General features: G+C 64.9%; 18 protein-coding genes. 11 read left to right on the top strand and 7 right to left on the bottom strand.

What is annotated here, in order from left to right; all coding sequences use genetic code 11:
• Positions 1–267: 267 nt before the first annotated feature.
• The 9 genes from FHG66_RS11865 (at position 268) to FHG66_RS21595 (ending at position 9,648) form a co-directional block, all read left to right on the top strand.
• The gene (locus tag FHG66_RS11865) at positions 268–1,512 is read left to right on the top strand and encodes an SGNH/GDSL hydrolase family protein (RefSeq protein ID WP_139077012.1); all 1,245 of its coding nucleotides are present in this window, start codon (positions 268–270) and stop codon (positions 1,510–1,512) included.
• 563 nt (positions 1,513–2,075) lie between these two features.
• The gene (locus FHG66_RS11860) at positions 2,076–2,693 is read left to right on the top strand and encodes a serine O-acetyltransferase (protein ID WP_139077010.1); all 618 of its coding nucleotides are present in this window, start codon (positions 2,076–2,078) and stop codon (positions 2,691–2,693) included.
• Positions 2,690–4,294: an AMP-binding protein gene (locus FHG66_RS11855; protein ID WP_246082570.1), complete on the top strand. Its 1,605-nt coding sequence runs from the start codon at positions 2,690–2,692 to the stop codon at positions 4,292–4,294. The genes FHG66_RS11860 and FHG66_RS11855 overlap by 4 nt, the downstream gene beginning before the upstream one ends.
• Positions 4,285–4,521 (top strand): acyl carrier protein, encoded by a 237-nt coding sequence (locus tag FHG66_RS11850; RefSeq protein ID WP_139077006.1) that lies wholly within the window; start codon positions 4,285–4,287, stop codon positions 4,519–4,521. Before FHG66_RS11855 ends, FHG66_RS11850 begins: the two co-directional genes overlap by 10 nt.
• A complete protein-coding gene (locus tag FHG66_RS11845) occupies positions 4,502–5,830 on the top strand; it encodes a type III PLP-dependent enzyme domain-containing protein (RefSeq protein ID WP_139077004.1) in 1,329 nt (442 codons plus the stop codon). The genes FHG66_RS11850 and FHG66_RS11845 overlap by 20 nt, the downstream gene beginning before the upstream one ends.
• Before the next feature lie 373 nt (positions 5,831–6,203).
• Complete coding sequence (locus tag FHG66_RS11840) at positions 6,204–6,863, top strand: hypothetical protein (protein WP_139077002.1); 660 nt, start codon at positions 6,204–6,206, stop codon at positions 6,861–6,863.
• The gene (locus tag FHG66_RS11835) at positions 6,860–7,897 is read left to right on the top strand and encodes a glycosyltransferase 61 family protein (protein ID WP_139077000.1); all 1,038 of its coding nucleotides are present in this window, start codon (positions 6,860–6,862) and stop codon (positions 7,895–7,897) included. The genes FHG66_RS11840 and FHG66_RS11835 overlap by 4 nt, the downstream gene beginning before the upstream one ends.
• 247 nt (positions 7,898–8,144) lie before the next feature.
• A complete protein-coding gene (locus FHG66_RS11830; protein WP_139076998.1) occupies positions 8,145–9,134 on the top strand; it encodes a UDP-glucuronic acid decarboxylase family protein in 990 nt (329 codons plus the stop codon).
• 358 nt (positions 9,135–9,492) lie between these two features.
• Positions 9,493–9,648: a hypothetical protein gene (locus FHG66_RS21595; protein WP_176556225.1), complete on the top strand. Its 156-nt coding sequence runs from the start codon at positions 9,493–9,495 to the stop codon at positions 9,646–9,648.
• A gap of 65 nt (positions 9,649–9,713) precedes the next feature.
• Here FHG66_RS21595 and FHG66_RS22620 read toward each other — a convergent pair whose 3' ends face one another.
• The 3 genes from FHG66_RS22620 to FHG66_RS11820 all read right to left on the bottom strand — a co-directional run bounded on the left by FHG66_RS22620 (position 9,714) and on the right by FHG66_RS11820 (position 11,527).
• A complete protein-coding gene (locus tag FHG66_RS22620; RefSeq protein ID WP_281282926.1) occupies positions 9,714–9,839 on the bottom strand; it encodes a hypothetical protein in 126 nt (41 codons plus the stop codon).
• 94 nt (positions 9,840–9,933) lie between these two features.
• On the bottom strand, positions 9,934–10,974 hold the full coding sequence (locus FHG66_RS11825; protein WP_139076996.1) for a fatty acid desaturase: 1,041 nt from the start codon (positions 10,972–10,974) through the stop codon (positions 9,934–9,936).
• Positions 10,975–11,320: 346 nt separating this feature from the next.
• Entirely contained in the window at positions 11,321–11,527 is a 207-nt protein-coding gene (locus FHG66_RS11820) for a cold-shock protein (protein ID WP_139076994.1), read from the bottom strand.
• Between the two features lie 407 nt (positions 11,528–11,934).
• Here FHG66_RS11820 and FHG66_RS11815 point away from each other — a divergent pair, with 407 nt between their 5' ends.
• Positions 11,935–12,354 (top strand): CopG family transcriptional regulator, encoded by a 420-nt coding sequence (locus FHG66_RS11815; RefSeq protein ID WP_139076992.1) that lies wholly within the window; start codon positions 11,935–11,937, stop codon positions 12,352–12,354.
• A 103-nt stretch (positions 12,355–12,457) separates the two neighbouring features.
• Positions 12,458–13,735: an extracellular catalytic domain type 1 short-chain-length polyhydroxyalkanoate depolymerase gene (locus FHG66_RS11810; RefSeq protein WP_139076990.1), complete on the top strand. Its 1,278-nt coding sequence runs from the start codon at positions 12,458–12,460 to the stop codon at positions 13,733–13,735.
• 3 nt (positions 13,736–13,738) lie between these two features.
• Here FHG66_RS11810 and FHG66_RS11805 read toward each other — a convergent pair whose 3' ends face one another.
• From FHG66_RS11805 to FHG66_RS11790, 4 genes are read right to left on the bottom strand one after another with little or no spacing between them, the layout of a single operon-like run.
• Complete coding sequence (locus FHG66_RS11805) at positions 13,739–15,361, bottom strand: ABC transporter ATP-binding protein (RefSeq protein WP_139076988.1); 1,623 nt, start codon at positions 15,359–15,361, stop codon at positions 13,739–13,741.
• Positions 15,354–16,286, bottom strand: coding sequence for an ABC transporter permease (locus FHG66_RS11800; protein ID WP_246082569.1), 933 nt, complete (start codon positions 16,284–16,286; stop codon positions 15,354–15,356). The genes FHG66_RS11805 and FHG66_RS11800 overlap by 8 nt, the downstream gene beginning before the upstream one ends.
• Positions 16,287–16,297: 11 nt before the next feature.
• Positions 16,298–17,212, bottom strand: a complete 915-nt coding sequence (locus tag FHG66_RS11795) for an ABC transporter permease (RefSeq protein WP_139076986.1) — start codon at positions 17,210–17,212, stop codon at positions 16,298–16,300.
• Positions 17,213–17,270: 58 nt separating this feature from the next.
• On the bottom strand, positions 17,271–18,779 hold the full coding sequence (locus FHG66_RS11790) for an ABC transporter substrate-binding protein (protein WP_139076985.1): 1,509 nt from the start codon (positions 18,777–18,779) through the stop codon (positions 17,271–17,273).
• Positions 18,780–19,218: the final 439 nt, after the last annotated feature.

Genomic DNA, 19,218 nt, shown 5'->3' with positions numbered 1-19,218 from the left:
GACGGACCGACAGTTTCGCTTGTTTTGCCCGCGCGGCAACGACACTCACGGGCACTGGTACCGGCTGGCGCCGCCGGAGACGGCATAACAGAGCCAAGCCCCTTGCTCCGTCACTCAGATTGGCGAACACTGGTGGCGTCGGTTCTCCGAAGGACAGCCGCGATGGCGTCGGTGCAATCGCGACGGGCCAAATACAGGGGGCATGTGCGGATCGGGCCCGATGCCTGATCCTTTTTGTGGGGACGCATTGTGGCGCGGCTGACAGCGATGTCGACCTTTCTGGTCCTTGTCCTGTCCCTTTTCACCATCGCTTGGCAGCAGGACCGAGTCATCGCTCGGGCCACTGCCCTCCCGCAGCCGATCCGTGCATCGGCCGAGCACGTTCTTATCGAGACGACAGGTTCAGCGGCCGCCCCCGTGATAACGGAGACAAATCTGAAAGACCTTGTCGCCGCCGGCGGTCGGGCGCTGCCGTCCAGGGTCATGGGCCGCGTGGCCGAGGTCCGGTCGGAGACTCCAGGAACAGGGATCCGGCACCAGTGGCCGGGGATCTACGCCGAGGCGGCCTTCGGTGGCGACGCGCTGGCCGTGGCCTTCGACGACCCGATCAATCGCTACAGGATCACCGTCGACGATGGGGCAGGTCCAGTCGTCCTGATCACTCGACCGGAGCGGCGCGCTTTCCTGATCTCGGGCCTGGGGCCGGGGCGCCACGAGGTTCGGCTCGACAAGGTCAGCCAGTCCTCCGAGCCCGGCAGCTTCCTGGGCTTCCATGTTCCACGCGGTGGATTGTCCGCTCCGCCCCCCCGACCCTTGGGGCGGCAGATCGAGTTCGTCGGAGATTCTGACAGCGTGGGCTATGGAAACATGGCCCCCCACAGGGATTGCACGGACGAGGAGATCTTTCAGTGGACCGATACCGCAAGGTCGTTCGCGCCCCAGATCGCGCGGCATTTCGGGGCCGACTACCAGATCATGGCCGCCTCCGGTATCGGCCTTGTTCGAAATTACGGTCCGCCCGATCCGGGCCACACGATGATGTCCCTCTATCCTAGGGTGGTGTTCGGCGAGCCATCGCCCTGGAGTGGCGCGGCTTGGCGGCCGGATCTGCTCGTGCTGGCGCTGGGATCGAACGATTTCGCGCTGCCGTTGGGGCTTGGGGAGCAGTGGCCCGACGAGACTGCGCTGCGCCAGGACTTTGAGGCCCATTACCGCGCCTTCATCCGTCATCTCAGGGTGAGGAACCCCGATGCGTTCATCCTCCTTGTCGCACTGAGGGATTATGGTGCCACCTACCTGGCCGCTCAGGAGGCCATCGTCCAAACGCTTCGCGAGGCAGGCGACTTGCGGGTCGCACTCCTCGCCCTGCCCGAGATGGAACGCACGGCCTGCGATTGGCATCCGTCCCTGAAGGATCACCGGTCCGCAGCGGCCCAGATCATCCGCTTTGTCGAAGGGCGGCCGGACATTTGGCGGCAGGACCGCGGCGACGCTGTAAACCCAAGTCCCTAGGATCAACGTCCCAGCTTGCGGGATCCGGGTACAAGGCCCGTTTCTTCCGACAAGCGATCCTGTATACTGAGAGTGGCCGCAGTGCATTGTGTAGTGACGAGTGCCGTTCGTGGAAGCAACTGGCCATATGTTCTGTCTTGGGATGGCCCAAGATCCTCCTTCAGGTGCACTATCAAGCGGTCTGCCGATAGGGTTGGCTGCTGGATGTCAGGTGCTTCAGCCGTCCGATCTCCTGGGTTGGCCGTCCAGCGATGGCTTTTGCAAGTCAGGTCACCTGTCTGGTGTCTCGACGGCGTTTTCGATACTCAGGAAGGACGTTCAGCCTCCCGTGGCATCGGAGACCAAATTGCCGCACATTTCGGGTAAGCAGGAGGCATCACGTTTCCTCTCGGATCGGAAGGAAACGTGTCCGGTCCGTCCGAACCTCGGGCCTGCGTGCTTGCAGGATCGCCTCCGGCGGGACTACATGTTGACGTCGGGCCATGGTGCCGATGTGCTTGCGATGCGGTTGGTTCTGCCTGAAGTTGAACGCGACGCATTGTTTGGAAGCAGGGACCATCGGCATGTTGCTTGAGGATCTTGGTTCCAAACACGAGCGGTCGCGCGAGAAGCCATCCTGGTTCGCCGTGGTGCGTGGGGATTACGAGCGTCATGGCCGGTCCTTGGCGGAGCCCGCGCTGATCTCGCTCCTCATCTATCGGTATGGGAATTGGGCCCTGAAAGTCAGGAACCCGGTCGGGCGATGGGTTGCCAGCAAGGGCTATGGAGTCCTGAGGCTGTTCGTTCTCAACATCACCAAGGTCTGGATCTCGCCCGAGGCGATCATTGGCGAGGATTTCCACATCATCCATGCCGAGGGCTCCTTGTCGATCCACCCCGATGTGGTCATCGGTGACCGGGTCGGGGTGATGCACAACGTGACCATCGGGACCAACATGGGCCCTGGCGCTCCCGTGATCGGGAACGATGTCTTCATCGGCGTGAACAGTGCCGTGCTCGGACCGATCCGGGTCGGGGACCGCGTTCGCATTGGGGCCAACACGGCGGTCACGCGGAACGTGCCCTCGGACTCCATCGTGATCGGCTCGCCCGGACGGGTCTTCGCGCGGCTGACCCCGTTCGTTGCCAAAGGGGCATCCCAGGGCGACAATGGCACCGGCCGGAGCGGAGGGACGTGGTGAGCGGGGGGCGCAGCATCTATCGCCTTCTGGGGGACAACCTTCCGGGCCACGCGGACAGGATCGCGCTCATCGATGGCGACGCAGGTGGCCGTAGCATCACCTACGCCGGACTCGCCGAAGAGGTGGACCGAGTGGCGGCCAGCCTCGCGGGCATTGGGGTCCTGCCGGGCGACCGGGTGATCGTCCATGTGCGCAAAGGCATTCCCGAGGTCGCGGCCATGCTCGGCGCGTCCAAGATCGGCGCGGTCGTCGTAAACGTCAACGTTCAATGGACCCCTGAACAACTGGGCTACGTCGCCTCGGACTGCGAAGCCAAGGCGCTGATCATCGGGCGCGAAGGGCTTCGCCCCTTGTCCAGCTGGTCCCGCCCCGCGACGCTTCAGCGGCTGCTGGTCGCCGGAGCCGACGAAGGGCTTCCGCCGGGCTTTGACGCGGTGGCCCGGATGGGTGCTGGACCGGCGCAAGGCTCAGAGGTCAAGGTCTCTGAAGGCGACCTGGCCATGATCATCTACACCTCCGGATCGACCGGAATGCCCAAGGGCGTCATGCTGACCCATGCGAACATCTGCATCGGGGCGGAGACGGTGATCGACTACCTCCACCTGGGCGAGGATGATCGGCTCCTCAGCGTGCTGCCCTACAGCTTCGACGCGGGGCTGAACCAGCTTACCACGATGCTCCGGGTCGGCGGATCGGTGGTCCACCAACCGGTCGCGATCCCGTCGGAACTGGTCAGGACGGTGCGCGACCACGCGGTCACGGGCTTTGCCGGTGTCCCGCCACTCTGGAATCAGGTCGTTCGATACTTGGACGAGACTCGCGCGACGATGCCGTCGCTGCGGCGGATCACCAACACGGGGGGCAAACTGCCGCCCAATATCCTGGAGCTTATGCCGGCCGTCTTTCCGGGCGTGGACATCTATCTGATGTACGGGCTGACCGAGGCGTTCCGATCCACCTTTCTGCCGCCCGAGAAGTTCAGCCAGAAGATGGGCTCCATCGGACAAGCTGTTCCGAACGCCCAAGTTTTCGTCGTGAAGCACGGTGCGGGCCTTGCGGGCCCGGGGGAGCAGGGGGAACTCGTACACGCTGGGCCGCTGGTCAGCCTGGGGTATTGGCAGAGGCCTGATCTGACCACCCAGAAGATCCGGCCCTGTCCGGAACTCTCCGACCTGATCGGCGACGCGCCCGTCGTCTACAGTGGCGACCTCGTCCGCGTCGATGAGGATGGAGACCTGTGGTTCGTCGGGCGGATGGACGACATGATCAAGACGAGCGGCTTCCGACTGAGCCCGACGGAGGTCGAGGATCTGGTGTCGCGCAGTGGGCTCGCGGCGGACATCGTGGCCTATGGCGTCGAGGACGACGATCTGGGGCAGGTGGTGCACGTGGCCCTGACGCCCCTCGACGGCTTCAGCGGGGCGGCCATGATGGCCTACTGCAGACGTGCGATGCCTCACTACATGGTGCCGCGCCGCATCCAGCCATGGGCCGGGCCCATGCCGCGCACCGCCAGTGGAAAGCTGGACCGACCTCAGGTGATCTCGCGTTCGAAAGCCGGGCTGACCGCCATTGTTGGAGAAGATGTTCGATGTCCCTGACTAGCCACGACGTGATCGAGTTCCTCAAGGGCGAGCTCAACGTGGACGAGCCGATCGACCCCGAAAGCGCGCTGTTCTCGACAGGGGTGCTGGACTCCGTCGCCATGCTGAACCTGATCGGCTTCGTCGAGGAGAACGCCAAGATCGAGGTCCGGGCGAGCGACGTCACGCTGGAGAACTTTGACACCGCCCAGAGGATCGAGGCGTATGTCACTTCCCGGCTCTGATGCGACCGCCCTCGATGATCTGCTGCGCGAGGTAGCCGATGCGATTGGCACGCCCGCCTATGTCTATCTGACCGACGCCATCGAACGTCGCCTGTCCGAACTTCGTGCCGCGCTCGGGCCTTGGTTCAGCTTCAGCTATGCAGCCAAGTGCAATCCCAATCCCGAATTGCTGCGGTGGCTCGCCGATCGAGTGGAGCGCGTGGACGTGTCCTCCATCGGGGAGTTCAGGCTGGCCCAGGCTGCGGGCTGGGGCGCGGACCGGGCCAGTTTCACCGGGCCCGGCAAGCGGACGGCCGAGATCGTCGATGCGGTGTCCGGCGGTGTCGGGGAGATGGTCCTTGAAAGCCTTCGCGAGGCCGTGGCCGTGGACCGTGTGGCCCAAAGTCTGGGGCGGCGGCAGGACGTTCTGATCCGCCTGTCACCTGCCCGAGTGCCGAAGGGGTTCGGCGACCACATGGCCGGCCGGCCCAGCCCGTTTGGCCTGGATGTCGAGACGGCAGGTGACGATCTGCGGCGGATCATGGCGTTGCGGCATCTTCGGGTTGTCGGGCTGCACATCTACTCGGGCACTCAATCCCTGAGGCCCGAAGCCATATGCGAGAACTACCGCATCTTCATCGAGGTCTTCCGCAGCGTCTGCGAGGACCTGGATCTCCGCCCCGAGACGTTGGTCTTCGGATCGGGCTTGGGCATTCCCTATCACGACCAGGACAACCCGCTCGATCTCATGGCAGTGGCCGACGGCGCTGGCCCCGATCTCGATGCCCTGAAAGCTGAACCGAGGTTTCGGGACACGCGCCTCGTGCTCGAATTGGGACGGTATCTGGTCGGGGAGGCCGGGTACTTCCTGACGCAGGTCACCTCGGTCAAGGAGTCGCGCGGGACGCGGATCGGCATCTGCGACGGGGGCATGAACAACCATCTTCCCGCCTCGGGTCACTTCGGCATGGTCATCCGCCGCAATTACCGAATGCACCGGGTCGGCGGTGGCGCGCCTGCCGAGAAGATCGACCTCGTCGGGCCGCTCTGCACCTCGATCGACCGGTTGGCGACGGGCGTATCAATGCCGCGCATCGAAGAAGGGGATCTGGTTGCGGTGCATTCCAGCGGAGCCTATGGCCTGACCGCAAGCCCGCTCCATTTCATAAGCCATGGCCCACCCCATGAGGTGCTGGTCGAGGGCGCGCGGTTCCGCGACGTGACACGCGGCTGGTATCTGGGCCAAGAGGCAGACAGCGACCGCGGATCGGCTCAGGACCCCGGGCAGACGCACCAAGCCTCCGACGTTGCAACGGTGGGTTTGGACTGAGTACGGATTGCTTCGTTCCCCGTGTGTCCATCGAAGCTGGTAGTTCCACAGGCCGGGTGCCTGAAACGGCAAAGTTCGTCCGATTTTATCGGCTTTGTCGGACGCGCCAAGCAGACGGATGCCGAAACGCAAAAATCTGCTGTCTCTAAGTACCTGCACGGGGCATAGTCATCCAAGTTCCGTAGTTTCTACAAGCAACCATTCCGTGTGATTTGCTGGGGGTTCTGGTATGGATGGTGGTTTTAGCGTGAATGGGGGCTCCGCGGTCGATTGGGATGCACTTTATGCAATGGACCTCGTCTATGAGGCGAATTGCTGGACCAAGTGCGGCGATGCCCACTGCTGCAGCTTTTCTCGGCACAAGAGCCGGTTCATGCTCATGGGGAAGAAGCACTTCCAGGAACTTCCATTGTTGCCGGGAGAGTACGAGTTTCTCGAGCGCACCGGGCGGCTGGACCAGTTCGGAGAATACAAGCACAAGCGGTCCGAGTTCATCTTGCCCGGCAATCGGGCGATCACCCTCGAGTCCGTGGTCAGCTTTCGCCCGGGATGCGCTTGCGTCCATGGCCACAGGCCGACGGTCTGCCGCCTTTACCCGCTGTTTCCCATCCTCGACATCGACGGGCGCCTGACCGGGGTCGATCAGCGGTTCGGCGTCTATGAGGAGTTGGAGGCCTTGGAAGGGATCGGCCGGGTCTGCGAAGTCCGGTCCATCCCGTTTGATCAGCTCGATCTTTTCATCCGCTTCGTTGGCGCGATTGCCAGCAGCCCGCTGCATCTGTTCCACCTGCAGGCCTATCGGGTGGCCAAGGACCATGCCTTCCGGCGTCTGCGGGAGATGCGGACCGAGCCGTCGCAGAGCGTCTTTGCCCTATTCGAGGGACAGTTCCTGCGAGGCCGGGTCTTTGACCAGCCCGCGCTTGCGCAGGAACTGGGCGCTCTCGCCGACCGGTTCGAGGCACGGTACGGCACCGGCTTCGACTTGGGGCGGACCTCCTCGCCCGTGGCTTCGGAGGGCGGAGTCGCCCCATGATCTCCTTCAAGCCTGCCCTTGATCGGGTTTGGAAGGTGGCGAAGCGTCCTTATCACGATCTGGAGGCCGAGGCAGTCGAACGCTGGGTCGAGATGCCGGCCTCTGTCGCGTATATTCCGCCCGCGATCTGCCTGCCCGGCCAGTTGGACCGGATGCGGGCAACGCTGTTCTCGGACGCCGCCGATATCCAGCGCAGCTTTGCCGGCGACTTCGAGATCGTGGAAGGGGAGACGCTGGGCTTCCGCGTCAAGAACGTCGATCTGGTGGGCGGTGTTCTCTATGGACGCCGCTCGGTTCGCCACTTGCGTGCCCGGCCATGGCAGCAGCTTGCCTATCCGCCGCCGACGGAATGCCTGGACGGCGTGTTGTACGAAAGCTGGCTGGGCAATCGTTGGTTCGCAAGTTGGCTGGCCGAGGACTGCCTGACCTACCGCCTGGCAGAGGCGCACGGCCGACCTGTTACGTCACGGACGGCATCCGGTGGGCACATGCCCGAATACGAGGCCCTTCTTGGCATGAAGCCTTACCGGACAGACGCCGTACATTTCCAAGACCTCGTGTTCTTTCAGGATCTTGCCAACAACGCGGGACGCGCTGCCCGCGCTGCCGATCTCCGGCGTCGTGTGCTGGCGGGCCGAACCCCTCCGTCGCACGCCGGGGTTTTCATCCTGCGCGGGTTGACCGGAGACCGGCGTCTGCTCCGGAACGAGGCTGCCATCGCCGAGGAGCTTGCGCGGACGCGGGGCTTCCGCATTCTCGATCCAGCCACGGCGAGCGTCGCCCGCATTCTGGAGGATTGTGGCGGTGCCGAGGTTGTGGCCGGTGTCGAAGGCAGCCATCTCACCCATGGCATTATGCTCATGCCACCGAAAGCCACTCTGTTCGTGCTGCAACCGCCAGAGCGCGTGGTGGCCCAGCTCAAGATCTTCACCGACCGGCAGGACCAGCGCTACGCCTATGTCATCGGGTCCGGAGGCTCTGCCGAGTTCGAGGTGAACGCGGCCGAGGTCCAAAAGACACTGGATCTGATCTGACGTTGGGGGAAAGCCTACCCGGACGGTTGGTCCGTGAGCCGCACGGGTCCCATCGAAGTCCATCAGGTTTCGACCGATGCCATGAACCGGACCGGTTCCGGCCTCATCGCCCGTGTCCTTCTCACAACGGTTTCCGACGCGACAGACCAATGAGCTGTCTTTAGGCTCCTGTAATGAATGCGTGATGCATATTCTGGACGGTCGACCTCCCCGCCAGCCCTGCCGATTTCCAAGAGAGTTCTCACGAATGGCCAGACTTTATGACAGCCGTAAACGCATCCTGGTCACGGGAGGGGCGGGGTTCATCGGCTCACATCTGATCGATCGATTGCTGGATCAGGGTCACGAGGTCATCTGCGTGGACAATCTGTTCACGGGTACGAAGCGGAACATCGATCACCTCCATAGCCATCCACGGTTCGAGTTCATTCGCCACGACATGACGCAACAGCTTTATGTCGAAGTCGACGAGATCTACAATCTCGCCTGTCCGGCATCGCCGATCCATTATCAACTCGATCCGATTCAAACCACCAAGACGTCAGTGCTTGGCGCGATGAACGCCCTGGGCCTTGCAAAGCGGTTGCGCTGCAAGGTGCTGCAGGCCTCGACCTCCGAGGTCTATGGCGACCCGACGGTTCATCCGCAGGAAGAGCGATATTGGGGCCACGTCAATCCGATCGGGCCGCGGTCGTGCTATGACGAAGGCAAACGATGCGCAGAGACGCTGTTCTTCGACTACCATCGGCAGCACGACCTCCAGATCAAGGTCGCGCGGATTTTCAATACCTACGGTCCCCGGGTGCACCATGCCGATGGCCGGGTCGTATCGAGCTTCATCATGCAGGCGCTGCAGGGCGAGCCGCTTACCGTCTATGGGGACGGCGGACAGACCCGATCCTTCTGCTACGTGGACGATCTGGTCGACGGGCTGATGCGTTTGATGGAATCGGACGATCAGGTGACTGGCCCGATCAACATCGGCAATCCGGGAGAGTTCACAATTCTTCAACTCGCCGAAAAGGTTCTCGCACTGACCGGAAGCCGTTCGCGGATCGAGCGGCGCCCCCTGCCGATCGACGATCCCAAGCAGCGGCGTCCCGACATCACCCTCGCCCGCTCCCTCCTGAACTGGAGCCCTACGGTCCCGCTCGATGAAGGGCTTGAACGGACCGTGCCGTTCTTCCGCCAGCGCTTGGCCGATCTCGATCAGGACCGCAGGGCCATAGTGCCTTGAGGTTTGTGGCCGAAGCGGGAACGCGGTTGGAGTTCACGCTCCACCGACCAGGGTTGCTGGTGCGCGGTAGGCTGCCGGTGCCTCGACGTATGAGATCCTCGCCCCTCATCCGATTGCGCCACATCTCCGGATGTGGGAGCGAGAGCCTGCCGCCTTCCGCGCCAGACTGCTCACCACCCGTTGTCTCTCCTCGGGTTCGAGGAGGCATGAATAGCGTCGTGTGACCCGCATCAGAACTCATCACCTGACTCAAGGACAGCACGTCAACCAATCGCAAGGTGCGGACAGCACCTACACTTAAGCTTAGGCCTTCGTGCCGGGCGCGGGTTCGATCACCTTCGATCCCGCGAACCGCAGCATGGGTGACGCAAACCTGATCCCTGTGTCGGAGCTTCGCGACATGGCGCAAGGCAGCCCAGTACCGGGCTGCTATGTCGACGGTGCCGAGGCGTTCCCGATCGTGACCGTGGAGGTCGCTGTCACCACTGTCGTTCGCAGCAACGATCGAGCGTGAGGCCCCGATCTGTCCGAAAGAGGTTCGTGCCCGGGCGAGGCTCGGCCGGCGCCTCGCCTCAGACGTCACTTCTTCTTGGGGGCATCCTGCGCCGCGACTCCCTTGGAGAAGGGCGATGCGGCAACCGTCTTGGGCTTCTCCTGCTTCGGCTTCTTGATTTCCTTGTTCGACCGCTTCTGACCCTTGGCCATGGCTTTGCTCCCGAGAATTTGCTGCGGTCAGGGGGCGGGTTCGTTCCATCGCCCTGACCGCGTCCGGCAGATGGAACAACGTCGATGGTCTTGATCAGGCCGGGATCGAAGCAGCCTTGCCAGCCGCCCGGACCTCCCGAAAAGTGACCAGCCGCTTGGAGTCCTCGTCCCACAGGACCAGCTTCACGCCCCTGAGGCTTTCCAGAAATGTGATGCGGCCGACATCGCGAAGCTCGGGATTGTCATCCAGAACCTGAGGCAGCCGATAGAAGGGTACCCGGCTGGACAGGTGGTGAACATGGTGGATCCCGATGTTGCCGGTGAACCAGCGCAGCACCGCCGGAAGGTCATAGTGGGAGCTGCCGTGAAGCGCGGCGTGCTGAAAGGTCCATTCGGGGGGACGGGACCAGTGCGTCTCGTCGAACTGATGCTGGACATAGAACAGCCAGACCCCAGCCGTCGCAGCCATCAGCGTGATTGGCAGCTGCACGAGGAGAAAGGGGCCGACCCCCATCCACCAGATCAGCGCTGCGGCCGGAAGTGCTGCGCCGAGGCTCGTCACCAACGTGGAGGCCCAGGGCTGCACGCCCGCGCGCATGAGGCCGATGGGCAACCGGTGCTGGCACAAGAAGAGATAGGCGGGCCCAAGGCCGAACATCACAACAGGGTTGCGATACAGCCTGTACCGAATGCGGCCGGCGCGGGGCAGGGCGCGATATTCGGCCACCGTAAGGGTATGGACGTCGCCGATGCCTCGCTTGTCGAGGTTGCCGGCCGAAGCATGGTGGATGGCATGGGTGCGTCGCCAATAGTCGTAAGGCGTCAGCGTGAGCACCCCGAGCGCCCGACCGGTCCAGTCGTTGGCGCGGCGGTTCGGGAACAGCGACCCGTGCCCGCAGTCGTGCTGGAGGATGAACAGCCGTACCAAAAAGCCGGCCGCCGGAACCGTGAGGATCAGTCCCCACCAATGATCGTTCATCACCGCCAGGACCGTCAGGGCCCAAAGAGCCATGAATGGGACCACGGTGATCACGATCTCCAGGGTGCTGCGGAATGTGCTCGGCTGGTGATAGCGAGCCAGCCGTTGAGGCCAACTGCGGCTTGCAGTGGCGGGGCTCGGGGCTGCAAGGCTCATCGGGCGATCTTCCAGTTTGGACGAAGGGACGGCGTCAAGACGGTCATCACTTAAGGCCCCAATGTCATCGGGCCAGCGTGGCACATCATTCCATGACGGAGAGGCGAGCGATCGATGGTATCATCGGGTGCTCCCCGTCGCACCATGGGGATCAAGGGCCATCGTCCACCCGATCCTGACGGAGCACCGGGGCCCGTCACGCCGAACGCACCTGTGCTGGTGGGAACGGGCGTCCATCGAAGACATCGGGCGTTCGTCGCCAGCCGCCCAACATAACGAGGATCATCCTCCCCGTCGTGTACGGAACAGGCCCGGATCGCTTCACGACCGGGCCTGTTCCACCGGCTTACGCCAGTTGCAGGTTTTCCGCCGCTTCACGGCCATCGCGGCCGGAGACGATGTCGAAGGTGACCTTCTGGTTGTCGCTCAGGCCGGTCAGGCCCGCCCGCTCCACGGCCGAGATGTGCACAAACACGTCCTTGCGGCCGCCATCGGGGGCGATGAAACCGAAACCCTTGGTGGTGTTGAACCATTTCACGGTGCCATTGGCCATCGTGTTGTCTCCTGTCTGATCTGCTGCCCACAACATGCGGCAGCCCGGCTCGGTCAGCGTCGCAACGAGAAACTGAAGCCGATGACGGAGACAGTGGATCGAGGGAGAATAACGTTCGCAGGAGGCATATGAGGCCGGGGCAGCCGAAATGCAAGCTTTATCCAGATACGCATCCAGACACCCGGCGTCTCTCGGAGCGGAGACGCATGGTTAGATCCCCCTCCACCCACCGGGTAATTCCTGCGAGTACTACACATCAGGACAACCGGGCATCCAGCACGCGAGAGGTCATAAGCACCCTATCTGCCGCACACGCTCTTGGTGGTTACGGATGTGCGCTCGAAGCCTTGTTTCGGCCGAGCACCCCTCCTAACTACCATCCACAGGGATGGTGAGAGGATGGAAGAATGGCCGGGAACGTGCACGAGCTTCGGCCGAAGCTGCCGGAAAGCGAGAAGATCACCATCAACCTCGGCTTCGTGGACCTGGGCCAGATCGACCTTCTGGTGCGGGAGGGGTTCTACTCCAACCGGACCGACTTCATCCGCACGGCGATCCGGAACCAGCTCGACCGCCATGACGAGGTCGTGAAAAAGACCGTGGCCCGGCACCAGCTGGATCTGGGCCTGCGCCATTACACCCGTTCTGATCTCGAACAGGTCAGGGCGGCAGGCGAGGTGCTTCACATCCAGGTCCTCGGCCTGGCTGTCATTGCGGCCGACGTGTCGCCCGACCTTGCGCGCGAGGCCATCGCCTCGATCCATGTGCTGGGCGCGCTGTCGGCGGCCCCGGCCGTCAAAGCCGCCCTCGCCGACCGCATCCGCTGACGCCTTCGGCCCCAAGGGCCGGATCATGTCCCACCTTCACGCCCTTCATCCCGAGGGGTCCGGATTCGCTTGGCCTAAGGCCATCCCGAAAGGAACCGATCCTATGCAGACCATTTCGCAAGCCGACATGATGGAAGCCACCCGACTGACCCGCGAGGGGCGCCTTCAAGAAGCGATGGCGCTCCTGCAAGGGGGTGGTGCCCTGCCGTCCAGCCCGGACGGTCGTGGCACCGTGCCTGACGCGCCGGCAAAAGGCGGCGCGGCGCGGCCCATGGCGCCCATGATCGACATGGAGCCTCCCTCGGCGCGGACCGGAGGAGCCTGGAGCGCACCCCGGGCCGCGGCCCGACCAGCCGGAATCAACCCGGCGGGCCGCCCGTCCGGCGAGGTGCCACCAGCGCTGAAAGGCTTGATGGACCGGATGGCCGGACTCGGGGCGAACGGGGGCCTCATGTCCGGTCTGCCGGGGCAGTCCGGTCTTGCCGCGGCGAATGCCGCCGTCAGCGTGCCCCCGGGAGCGAGCTTCGAGGAGCGCGTCTTTGCCAATGCGGCCGGGAGCCGACCCTACAAGCTCTACGTCCCGGCGGTGTTCTCGGGCGATCCGCTGCCGCTCGTGGTCATGCTGCATGGCTGCACGCAATCGCCCGACGACTTTGCCGCCGGCACCCGCATGAACGAATTGGCCGAGGAGTTCGGCTTCTTCGTGGTCTACCCAGGTCAGACCCAGGCGGCGAACATGTCCAGGTGCTGGAACTGGTTCAACGCCGCCGACCAGCAGCGCGACCAGGGCGAGCCCTCTCTCATCGCCGGGATGACCCGTACGATCATGGGGGAGTTCCCCGTGGACAAAGAACGCGTCTATATTGCGGGCTTGTCTGCCGGGGGCGCCAAGGCGGCCATCATGGGGGCCACGTATCCCGATCTTTATGCCGCTGTGGGCGTCCATTCGGGCTTGGCCTGCGGAGCAGCGCGCGACATGGGCTCGGCCTTCGCCGCAATGAAGCAGGGCGGGGCGGTAGCCGGAACCCGGTCTGGGCTGGCCAAGGCCGGCATCCCCAGCATCGTGTTCCACGGCGACCGGGACACCACCGTGCACCCGGTGAATGGGGATCAGGTGGTGACCCAGGCCGCAGCCGGAGCGGCGCACCGCACGGAGGTTGCACAGGGAAAATCTTCGGGCGGCATGGCCTTTACCCAGACGACACACCGGGATGGCAGCGGACAGGCCGTGCTGGAGCAATGGGTCCTGCACGGGGCGGGCCACGCCTGGTCCGGCGGCAGCGCGGTCGGGTCCTACACCGATCCGCGCGGCCCGGACGCGAGTCGCGAGATGGCGCGCTTCTTCATGGAGCACCGGGTTCCAGCCGCGACTGTCGGTTGACCGTCAGGCCGGGCGACGTTCAAGTCGCTCGGCCCGTCGGGCGGCCTGTACGTCGGGATCAGGGTCGAGGCCCGCCGCGAGCAGCGCCTGCGTGTAGGGCTGTCGAGGCGCATCGAACACCTGCTGCACCGTTCCGTACTCCACGACGCGCCCCTTCTGCATGACCATGACATGGTCGGCAAAGTCGCGGACGACGGGCAGGTCGTGGGCGATGAAGATGAACGCGATGCCCATCTCCCGGCGCAGCTTGTTGAGCAGTTCGATCACCTGGGCCTGCACGGACACGTCGAGCGCCGAGACCGCCTCGTCGCAGATGATGAGCTCGGGCTCGAGCGCGAGGGCCCGGGCGATGGCGATGCGCTGGCGCTGACCGCCCGAGAACTGGTGGGGGTAGCGGTTGGCATGCTCGGGCCGGAGCCCCACCTGGGCCAGCAGATCGGCCACCCGGGTCCGCCACTGGGCCTTGGGCAGGATCTCGGGGTGGATGATCCAGGCCTCGGTGATGAGCTGGAACACCGTCATGCGTGGGTTGAGCGACTGGGTGGGGTCTTGGAACACCATCTGGAGGTCGCGCCGCAGGGCGAACAACTCGGCCGGGGACAGGCGGAACAGGTCGCGGCCCTTCCAGAGCGCCTCACCGGCGTCGGGTTCGTCCAGGCGAAGCAGGATGCGGGCCAGCGTGGACTTGCCCGATCCGCTTTCGCCCACGATGGCCAGCGTTTCCCCGGCCATGAGGTCAAAGCCTACGCCGTCGAGGGCCTTGAAGGTTCCATAGGTCTTTGCGACGCCGCGAACCTTGAGGACCGGCTCCGCGCGCGGCAGCGGGTCGTGCATCTCGCCCTTGCCCGGCGCGGCGCCGATCAGCTTGCGCGTGTAGGGGTGCCGGGGATTGTGGTAGACCTCGCGCGCGATCCCGGCCTCTACGATCTCGCCGGCGTTCATCACGACGACCCGGTCGGCGATCTCGGCCACGACGCCCAAGTCGTGGGTGATGATGACCACGCCCATCCCGGTCTCGCGCTGAAGTTCCTTGAGGAGGGCCAGCACCTCGGCCTGCACGGTGACGTCGAGAGCGGTGGTGGGCTCGTCGGCGATGAGGACATCGGGCTTCATGGCCAGCGCCATGGCGATCATCAGGCGCTGGCGCTGCCCGCCCGAGAACTCGTGCGGATACTTGCGCAACGCGTCCGACGGGTTGGGGATGCCGACCCGCGTGACGAGCCGCAGCGCCTCGGACTGGGCCTTGGACCGGGGCAGGCCATGGGCCGTCATGGTCTCCACGATCTGCCAGCCGACCGTGTAGACCGGGTTCAGGTGGCTGAGCGGGTCCTGGAAGATCATCGCGATCCGGCGGCCATTGATGTCGCGCCGCTCGGCCGAGCCGAGCTTGAGCAGGTCGCGACCATCGAAGCGGATCTCGCCCGAGGTGATGCGCCCCGGCGGCATGTCGATCAGGTCCAGGATCGCGGAGGTCGAGACTGACTTGCCCGAGCCGGACTCGCCCAGGATGGCCAGCGTCTCGCCGCGCTCGACGTGCCAGCTCACGTTCTTGACGGCTTTCACGACGCCGCCCGCCGTGTGGAACTCGACCGAAAGGTTCCGGACCTCGAGCAGGTGGTCAGCCATGGGAGCGTCCCCTCATTTCAAGGCGCCACCGCTGCGTCGGATCGAGAGCGATACGCATCCAGTTCGACAGCAAGTTCAGCGACAGCGTGGTCAGGATGATGGCCAGCCCCGGCCAGAAGGACAGCCACCAGGCGCGAGTCAGGTGTTCCTTGCCCTGGGCGATCATCAGGCCCCAGGTGATCTCGGGCGGCTGGATGCCGATGCCCAGGAAGGACAGCGCGCTTTCGGCGAGCATCACATAGGCAAAGTCGAGCGTCGCGATGGTCATCAGCGTGGGCAGCACCACGGGCAGGATGTGGCGCAGGACGATCCGGCGCGGCGAGGCGCCCATGACGCGCGCGGCCGAGACGAACATCCGCTCGCGGATCTCCAGCACCTCGGCCCGGGTGGTGCGCAGGTAGACGGGGATGCGGGTGATCGCGAGCACGATCACCACATTGGTGACCGATGGCCCAAGAATGTAGAGGACGATGACGGCCAAGAGGAGCGAGGGGAACGACATGATGACGTCCGCGACCCGCATGATGGCCTCGCCGACCCGGCGGGAGGCATAGCCGGCGATCAGGCCCAGCGTCGTGCCGATCAGCGCCGAGAAGATCACGGCCCCGGCGGCCACCGTCATGGTGTTGCGCGCCGCCACGATGATCCGGGCCAGCAGCGGCCGCCCCAGGGAGTCCGCCCCCATCCACCAGAGCCAGCCGCGGTCCCATTCAAAGGGCGGCGCGTTGCGCCCGCGCAGGTTCTGCTTCTGCGCGACGTCTCCCAGGAGGACCGGCCCGAGCAGCGCCATGAGGACGACGACGACAAGGAAGATCAGGGCGGCGAGGGCGAACTTGTCGGCCCAGAGCATCCGCAGGAACCGGCGCAGCGCGCTCGGCTCGTCGGGAAGGGGCGTCGCCTCGGTCATGGCGGGCACGTTGCTCATCGCGATGCTCCCTAATGGCGGATGCGGGGATCGAGGGCCGCGTAGGCCAGGTCGATCAGGAGGTTCATCACGAAGATCGCCAGGGCCGTCACGATGATCGAGGCGAGCACCACGGTGAAGTCGCGCTGGAGGATGGAGTCGATCATGAGCTTGCCCACGCCCGGGAAGCCGAAAATCGTCTCGATCACGACCGCGCCGTTCAGGAGCGAGGCCGCCTGGTCGCCGATGACGGTGATGACGGGCAGCATGGCGTTCCGCAGCGCGTGGACGAAGATGATCGACCGGGTCCGCACGCCCTTGGCGCGGGCCGTCTTCACATAGGCCGAGGAGAGGGTGCTGATCATCGACCCGCGCACGACCTGCACGATCAGCCCGAAGGGCCGGATGAACAGGACGGCGATGGGCAGGATCCAGTGCCAGACCGTGCCGGTGCCCGAGGTCGGCAGCCAGCCCAGGCCCACGGCGAAGACGACGATCGCGACGATGGCGATCCAGAAATCGGGCGCCGAGGCCGCGACCAGGGACAGGATGCCCGAGACCCGGTCGAAGAAGCCCCCGACGCGGAAGGCGGCGAGCGAGCCCACGACCACGGCCGCCACGGTCACGAGCGCCATGGTGATGAGCGCGAGCTGGAGCGTCCAGACGAAGGCCTCGAGCACCACGTCGATGGCCGGGCGGGCCTTGCGGATGGACTCGCCGAAGTCGAGCTGGACCAGGTTACCCACGTAGCGGCCGAACTGCACGATCAGCGGATCGTCCAGGCCGTAAAGCTCGCGGAACTGGGCCCGCATCTCGTCGCTGGCGTCGATGGGCAGGTAAAGGTCGGTGGGATCGCCCGTCAGCCGCGACAGGAAGAACACCAGAACGACGAGCCCCACCAGCGAGATGAGGCTGGCCATGGAGCGCTTTCGGATGAACGTCAGCATGGTGGGGCGTCCCTAGCATAAGGTGGCGCGGGGGGACGCTCCCCCCGCGCCTTGGGCGTCATTCCTTGAAGCCGATCTCGGACAGCTGGAGCTGCGAGTTGGTCGCGATGGTGGGCGTCCAGTCGATGCGCTCGGCCACGCGGGCGAAGCCCACCATGTGGAACAGCAGGATGTCCGCCGCGACCTCGTCGTGGACATAGGCCTGCAGCTCGGACCAGAGCTTGTTGCGCTCCTCGCCCGTGGCGGCCGACGCGCGGGTGATCAGGTCGTCCACCTTGGGGTCGGCGATGCCGGACTGGCGGCCTTCGGAATGGTACTTGAAGTAGGCCGAGAAGCTCGGGTCGCCCATGCGGTTGTCGTGCATCGCGGCGATGATATAGACGCCGCGGTCGGTCGGGTAAGGCTTGGAGTAGTAGACCTCGTGCTCGGCCACCTCGACCATCTGTAGCTCGACGGTGAAGCCCGCCTCCTGCAGCATCTGCTGGATCGCTTCCATCACCTCGGTGACGTTCGGGAAGTTCGCGGTGCGGGCGAAGATGGTGATCGGCGTATCCACCAGGACGCCGTCGGCGCGCGCCTCCTCGAGGAGCGCCTGGGCGCCTTCGGGATCGTAGGTCGGCACAGGCACGTCCGGGTTCCAGCCCTGGGTCGTCGGCGGGTAGATCGCGGTGGCCAGAAGCGCGTTCTCCGGGACCAGGGTGCCGATGAAGGCCTCGCGGTCGATGGCCATGTTCAACGCCCGACGGACCCGGATGTCGTCGATCGGCGCCTGGGAGGCGTCGAGCCGGAGATAGACGGTTTCGGAGTTCAGGTAGGAGAAATCCGTGGCCGCGTTAGTAGCGTCATCCTGCGAGATGGTGGGCGCGATGTCGGCCTCGCCCGCATCGACCATAGCCGCGCGCACGGCGGGGTCCGTGCGGACCACGTAGGTCGCCTGCGTCACCTCTGGAGCCTCGCCCCAGTAGTCGTCGCGGCGGGTCAGAACGATCTGCTGGCCGGGGCTCCATTCGGTCAGGGCGTAGGGGCCGGTGCCGATCGGGTCGCGCACGAACTCGATGGGGGTCTCCGCCGGAACGATGGTGATGAGCGACAGCAGCAGCGGCAGGATCGGCTGGACCGGGTCCACCACGAAGTCGATGGTCTGATCATCCACGACATTGGCCGTGACCGTCATGCCGCCGAAGTAACGGGCTGCCTCGCAGGTAATGGAGGGGTCGAAGACCCGGTCGAACGAGTGCTTCACATCCTGCGCGTCGAAGGTGCTGCCGTCCGAGAAGGTGACGCCTTGGCGCAGGTTGAAACGCCAGCTGCCGTCCTCCATCTGCTCCCAGGATTCGGCGAGCTTGGGCATCAGGCCCTGGTCACCGCGCACGTCGAGCTCGGTCAGGGTCTCGTTGATGTTGCCCAGGATCACCCGGCCGATGTTGGAGCGCGTGGCCATGCACGGCTCCATCACGTCCACTTCCTCGTTGAGAACGATGGTCACGGCCTTGTCGTCCTGTGCCCAGGCGGGCGTCAGGCTTGTGGCGAGCAGCAGGGCCCCCCAGGTCATCACCTTTCCGAACATGTGTCTTCCTCCCAGTTGACGATTGAAGCTCATTGTTGGGCGCGGTGGTCCGCGAGGCCACGAGCGCCGTTCACGGTCCCGCCTGGCCAGATGCTGGATCCGGCCACCATGCTGTCGTTGACACAGCCCGGGACAGGTGCGCGGGAAAGCGGCTGGACGTCCATGCGCGCCTGCATGCGCGACTTGGGCCAGCTGGACGCCGGGGCCGCGGTGCCATTCCGTCCACGCCGAAAGGCGCTTGCACGAAGGGCAGGGTTTGTGACCACAGCTCTGGTGCGTTCCAGGGTTGCAGGGCAGAAAGCGGGGGCGCCTGAGTGGTGGGCTGCGGGTGTCGGAGCGGCTTCAGGACGCTGCAGGTGCGACGGTCCGGCCAACCGCAGCCCGCATGGCCAGAGCACGATCCAAGGCAGAACGCCCAGGACACCCCTCGACTGACTGG

Source organism: Rubellimicrobium rubrum, from assembly GCF_006152115.1.
GTDB lineage: Bacteria > Pseudomonadota > Alphaproteobacteria > Rhodobacterales > Rhodobacteraceae > Rubellimicrobium > Rubellimicrobium rubrum.
The sequence above is the reverse complement of the archived record's forward strand: the minus strand, read 5'-3'. Positions and strand labels throughout refer to the sequence as shown.

Excerpts from the sequence above, each read along its gene's own strand:
- FHG66_RS11865 (WP_139077012.1), top strand. The coding sequence starts at position 268 with ATGTCGACCTTTCTGGTCCTTGTCCTGTCCCTTTTCACCATCGCTTGG.
- FHG66_RS11860 (WP_139077010.1), top strand. The coding sequence starts at position 2,076 with ATGTTGCTTGAGGATCTTGGTTCCAAACACGAGCGGTCGCGCGAGAAG.
- FHG66_RS11850 (WP_139077006.1), top strand. The coding sequence starts at position 4,285 with ATGTCCCTGACTAGCCACGACGTGATCGAGTTCCTCAAGGGCGAGCTC.
- FHG66_RS11845 (WP_139077004.1), top strand. The coding sequence starts at position 4,502 with ATGTCACTTCCCGGCTCTGATGCGACCGCCCTCGATGATCTGCTGCGC.
- FHG66_RS11840 (WP_139077002.1), top strand. The coding sequence starts at position 6,204 with ATGCTCATGGGGAAGAAGCACTTCCAGGAACTTCCATTGTTGCCGGGA.
- FHG66_RS11835 (WP_139077000.1), top strand. The coding sequence starts at position 6,860 with ATGATCTCCTTCAAGCCTGCCCTTGATCGGGTTTGGAAGGTGGCGAAG.
- FHG66_RS11830 (WP_139076998.1), top strand. The coding sequence starts at position 8,145 with ATGGCCAGACTTTATGACAGCCGTAAACGCATCCTGGTCACGGGAGGG.
- FHG66_RS21595 (WP_176556225.1), top strand. The coding sequence starts at position 9,493 with ATGGGTGACGCAAACCTGATCCCTGTGTCGGAGCTTCGCGACATGGCG.
- FHG66_RS22620 (WP_281282926.1), bottom strand. The coding sequence starts at position 9,839 with ATGGCCAAGGGTCAGAAGCGGTCGAACAAGGAAATCAAGAAGCCGAAG.
- FHG66_RS11825 (WP_139076996.1), bottom strand. The coding sequence starts at position 10,974 with ATGAGCCTTGCAGCCCCGAGCCCCGCCACTGCAAGCCGCAGTTGGCCT.
- FHG66_RS11820 (WP_139076994.1), bottom strand. The coding sequence starts at position 11,527 with ATGGCCAATGGCACCGTGAAATGGTTCAACACCACCAAGGGTTTCGGT.
- FHG66_RS11815 (WP_139076992.1), top strand. The coding sequence starts at position 11,935 with ATGGCCGGGAACGTGCACGAGCTTCGGCCGAAGCTGCCGGAAAGCGAG.
- FHG66_RS11810 (WP_139076990.1), top strand. The coding sequence starts at position 12,458 with ATGCAGACCATTTCGCAAGCCGACATGATGGAAGCCACCCGACTGACC.
- FHG66_RS11805 (WP_139076988.1), bottom strand. The coding sequence starts at position 15,361 with ATGGCTGACCACCTGCTCGAGGTCCGGAACCTTTCGGTCGAGTTCCAC.
- FHG66_RS11800 (WP_246082569.1), bottom strand. The coding sequence starts at position 16,286 with ATGAGCAACGTGCCCGCCATGACCGAGGCGACGCCCCTTCCCGACGAG.
- FHG66_RS11795 (WP_139076986.1), bottom strand. The coding sequence starts at position 17,212 with ATGCTGACGTTCATCCGAAAGCGCTCCATGGCCAGCCTCATCTCGCTG.
- FHG66_RS11790 (WP_139076985.1), bottom strand. The coding sequence starts at position 18,779 with ATGTTCGGAAAGGTGATGACCTGGGGGGCCCTGCTGCTCGCCACAAGC.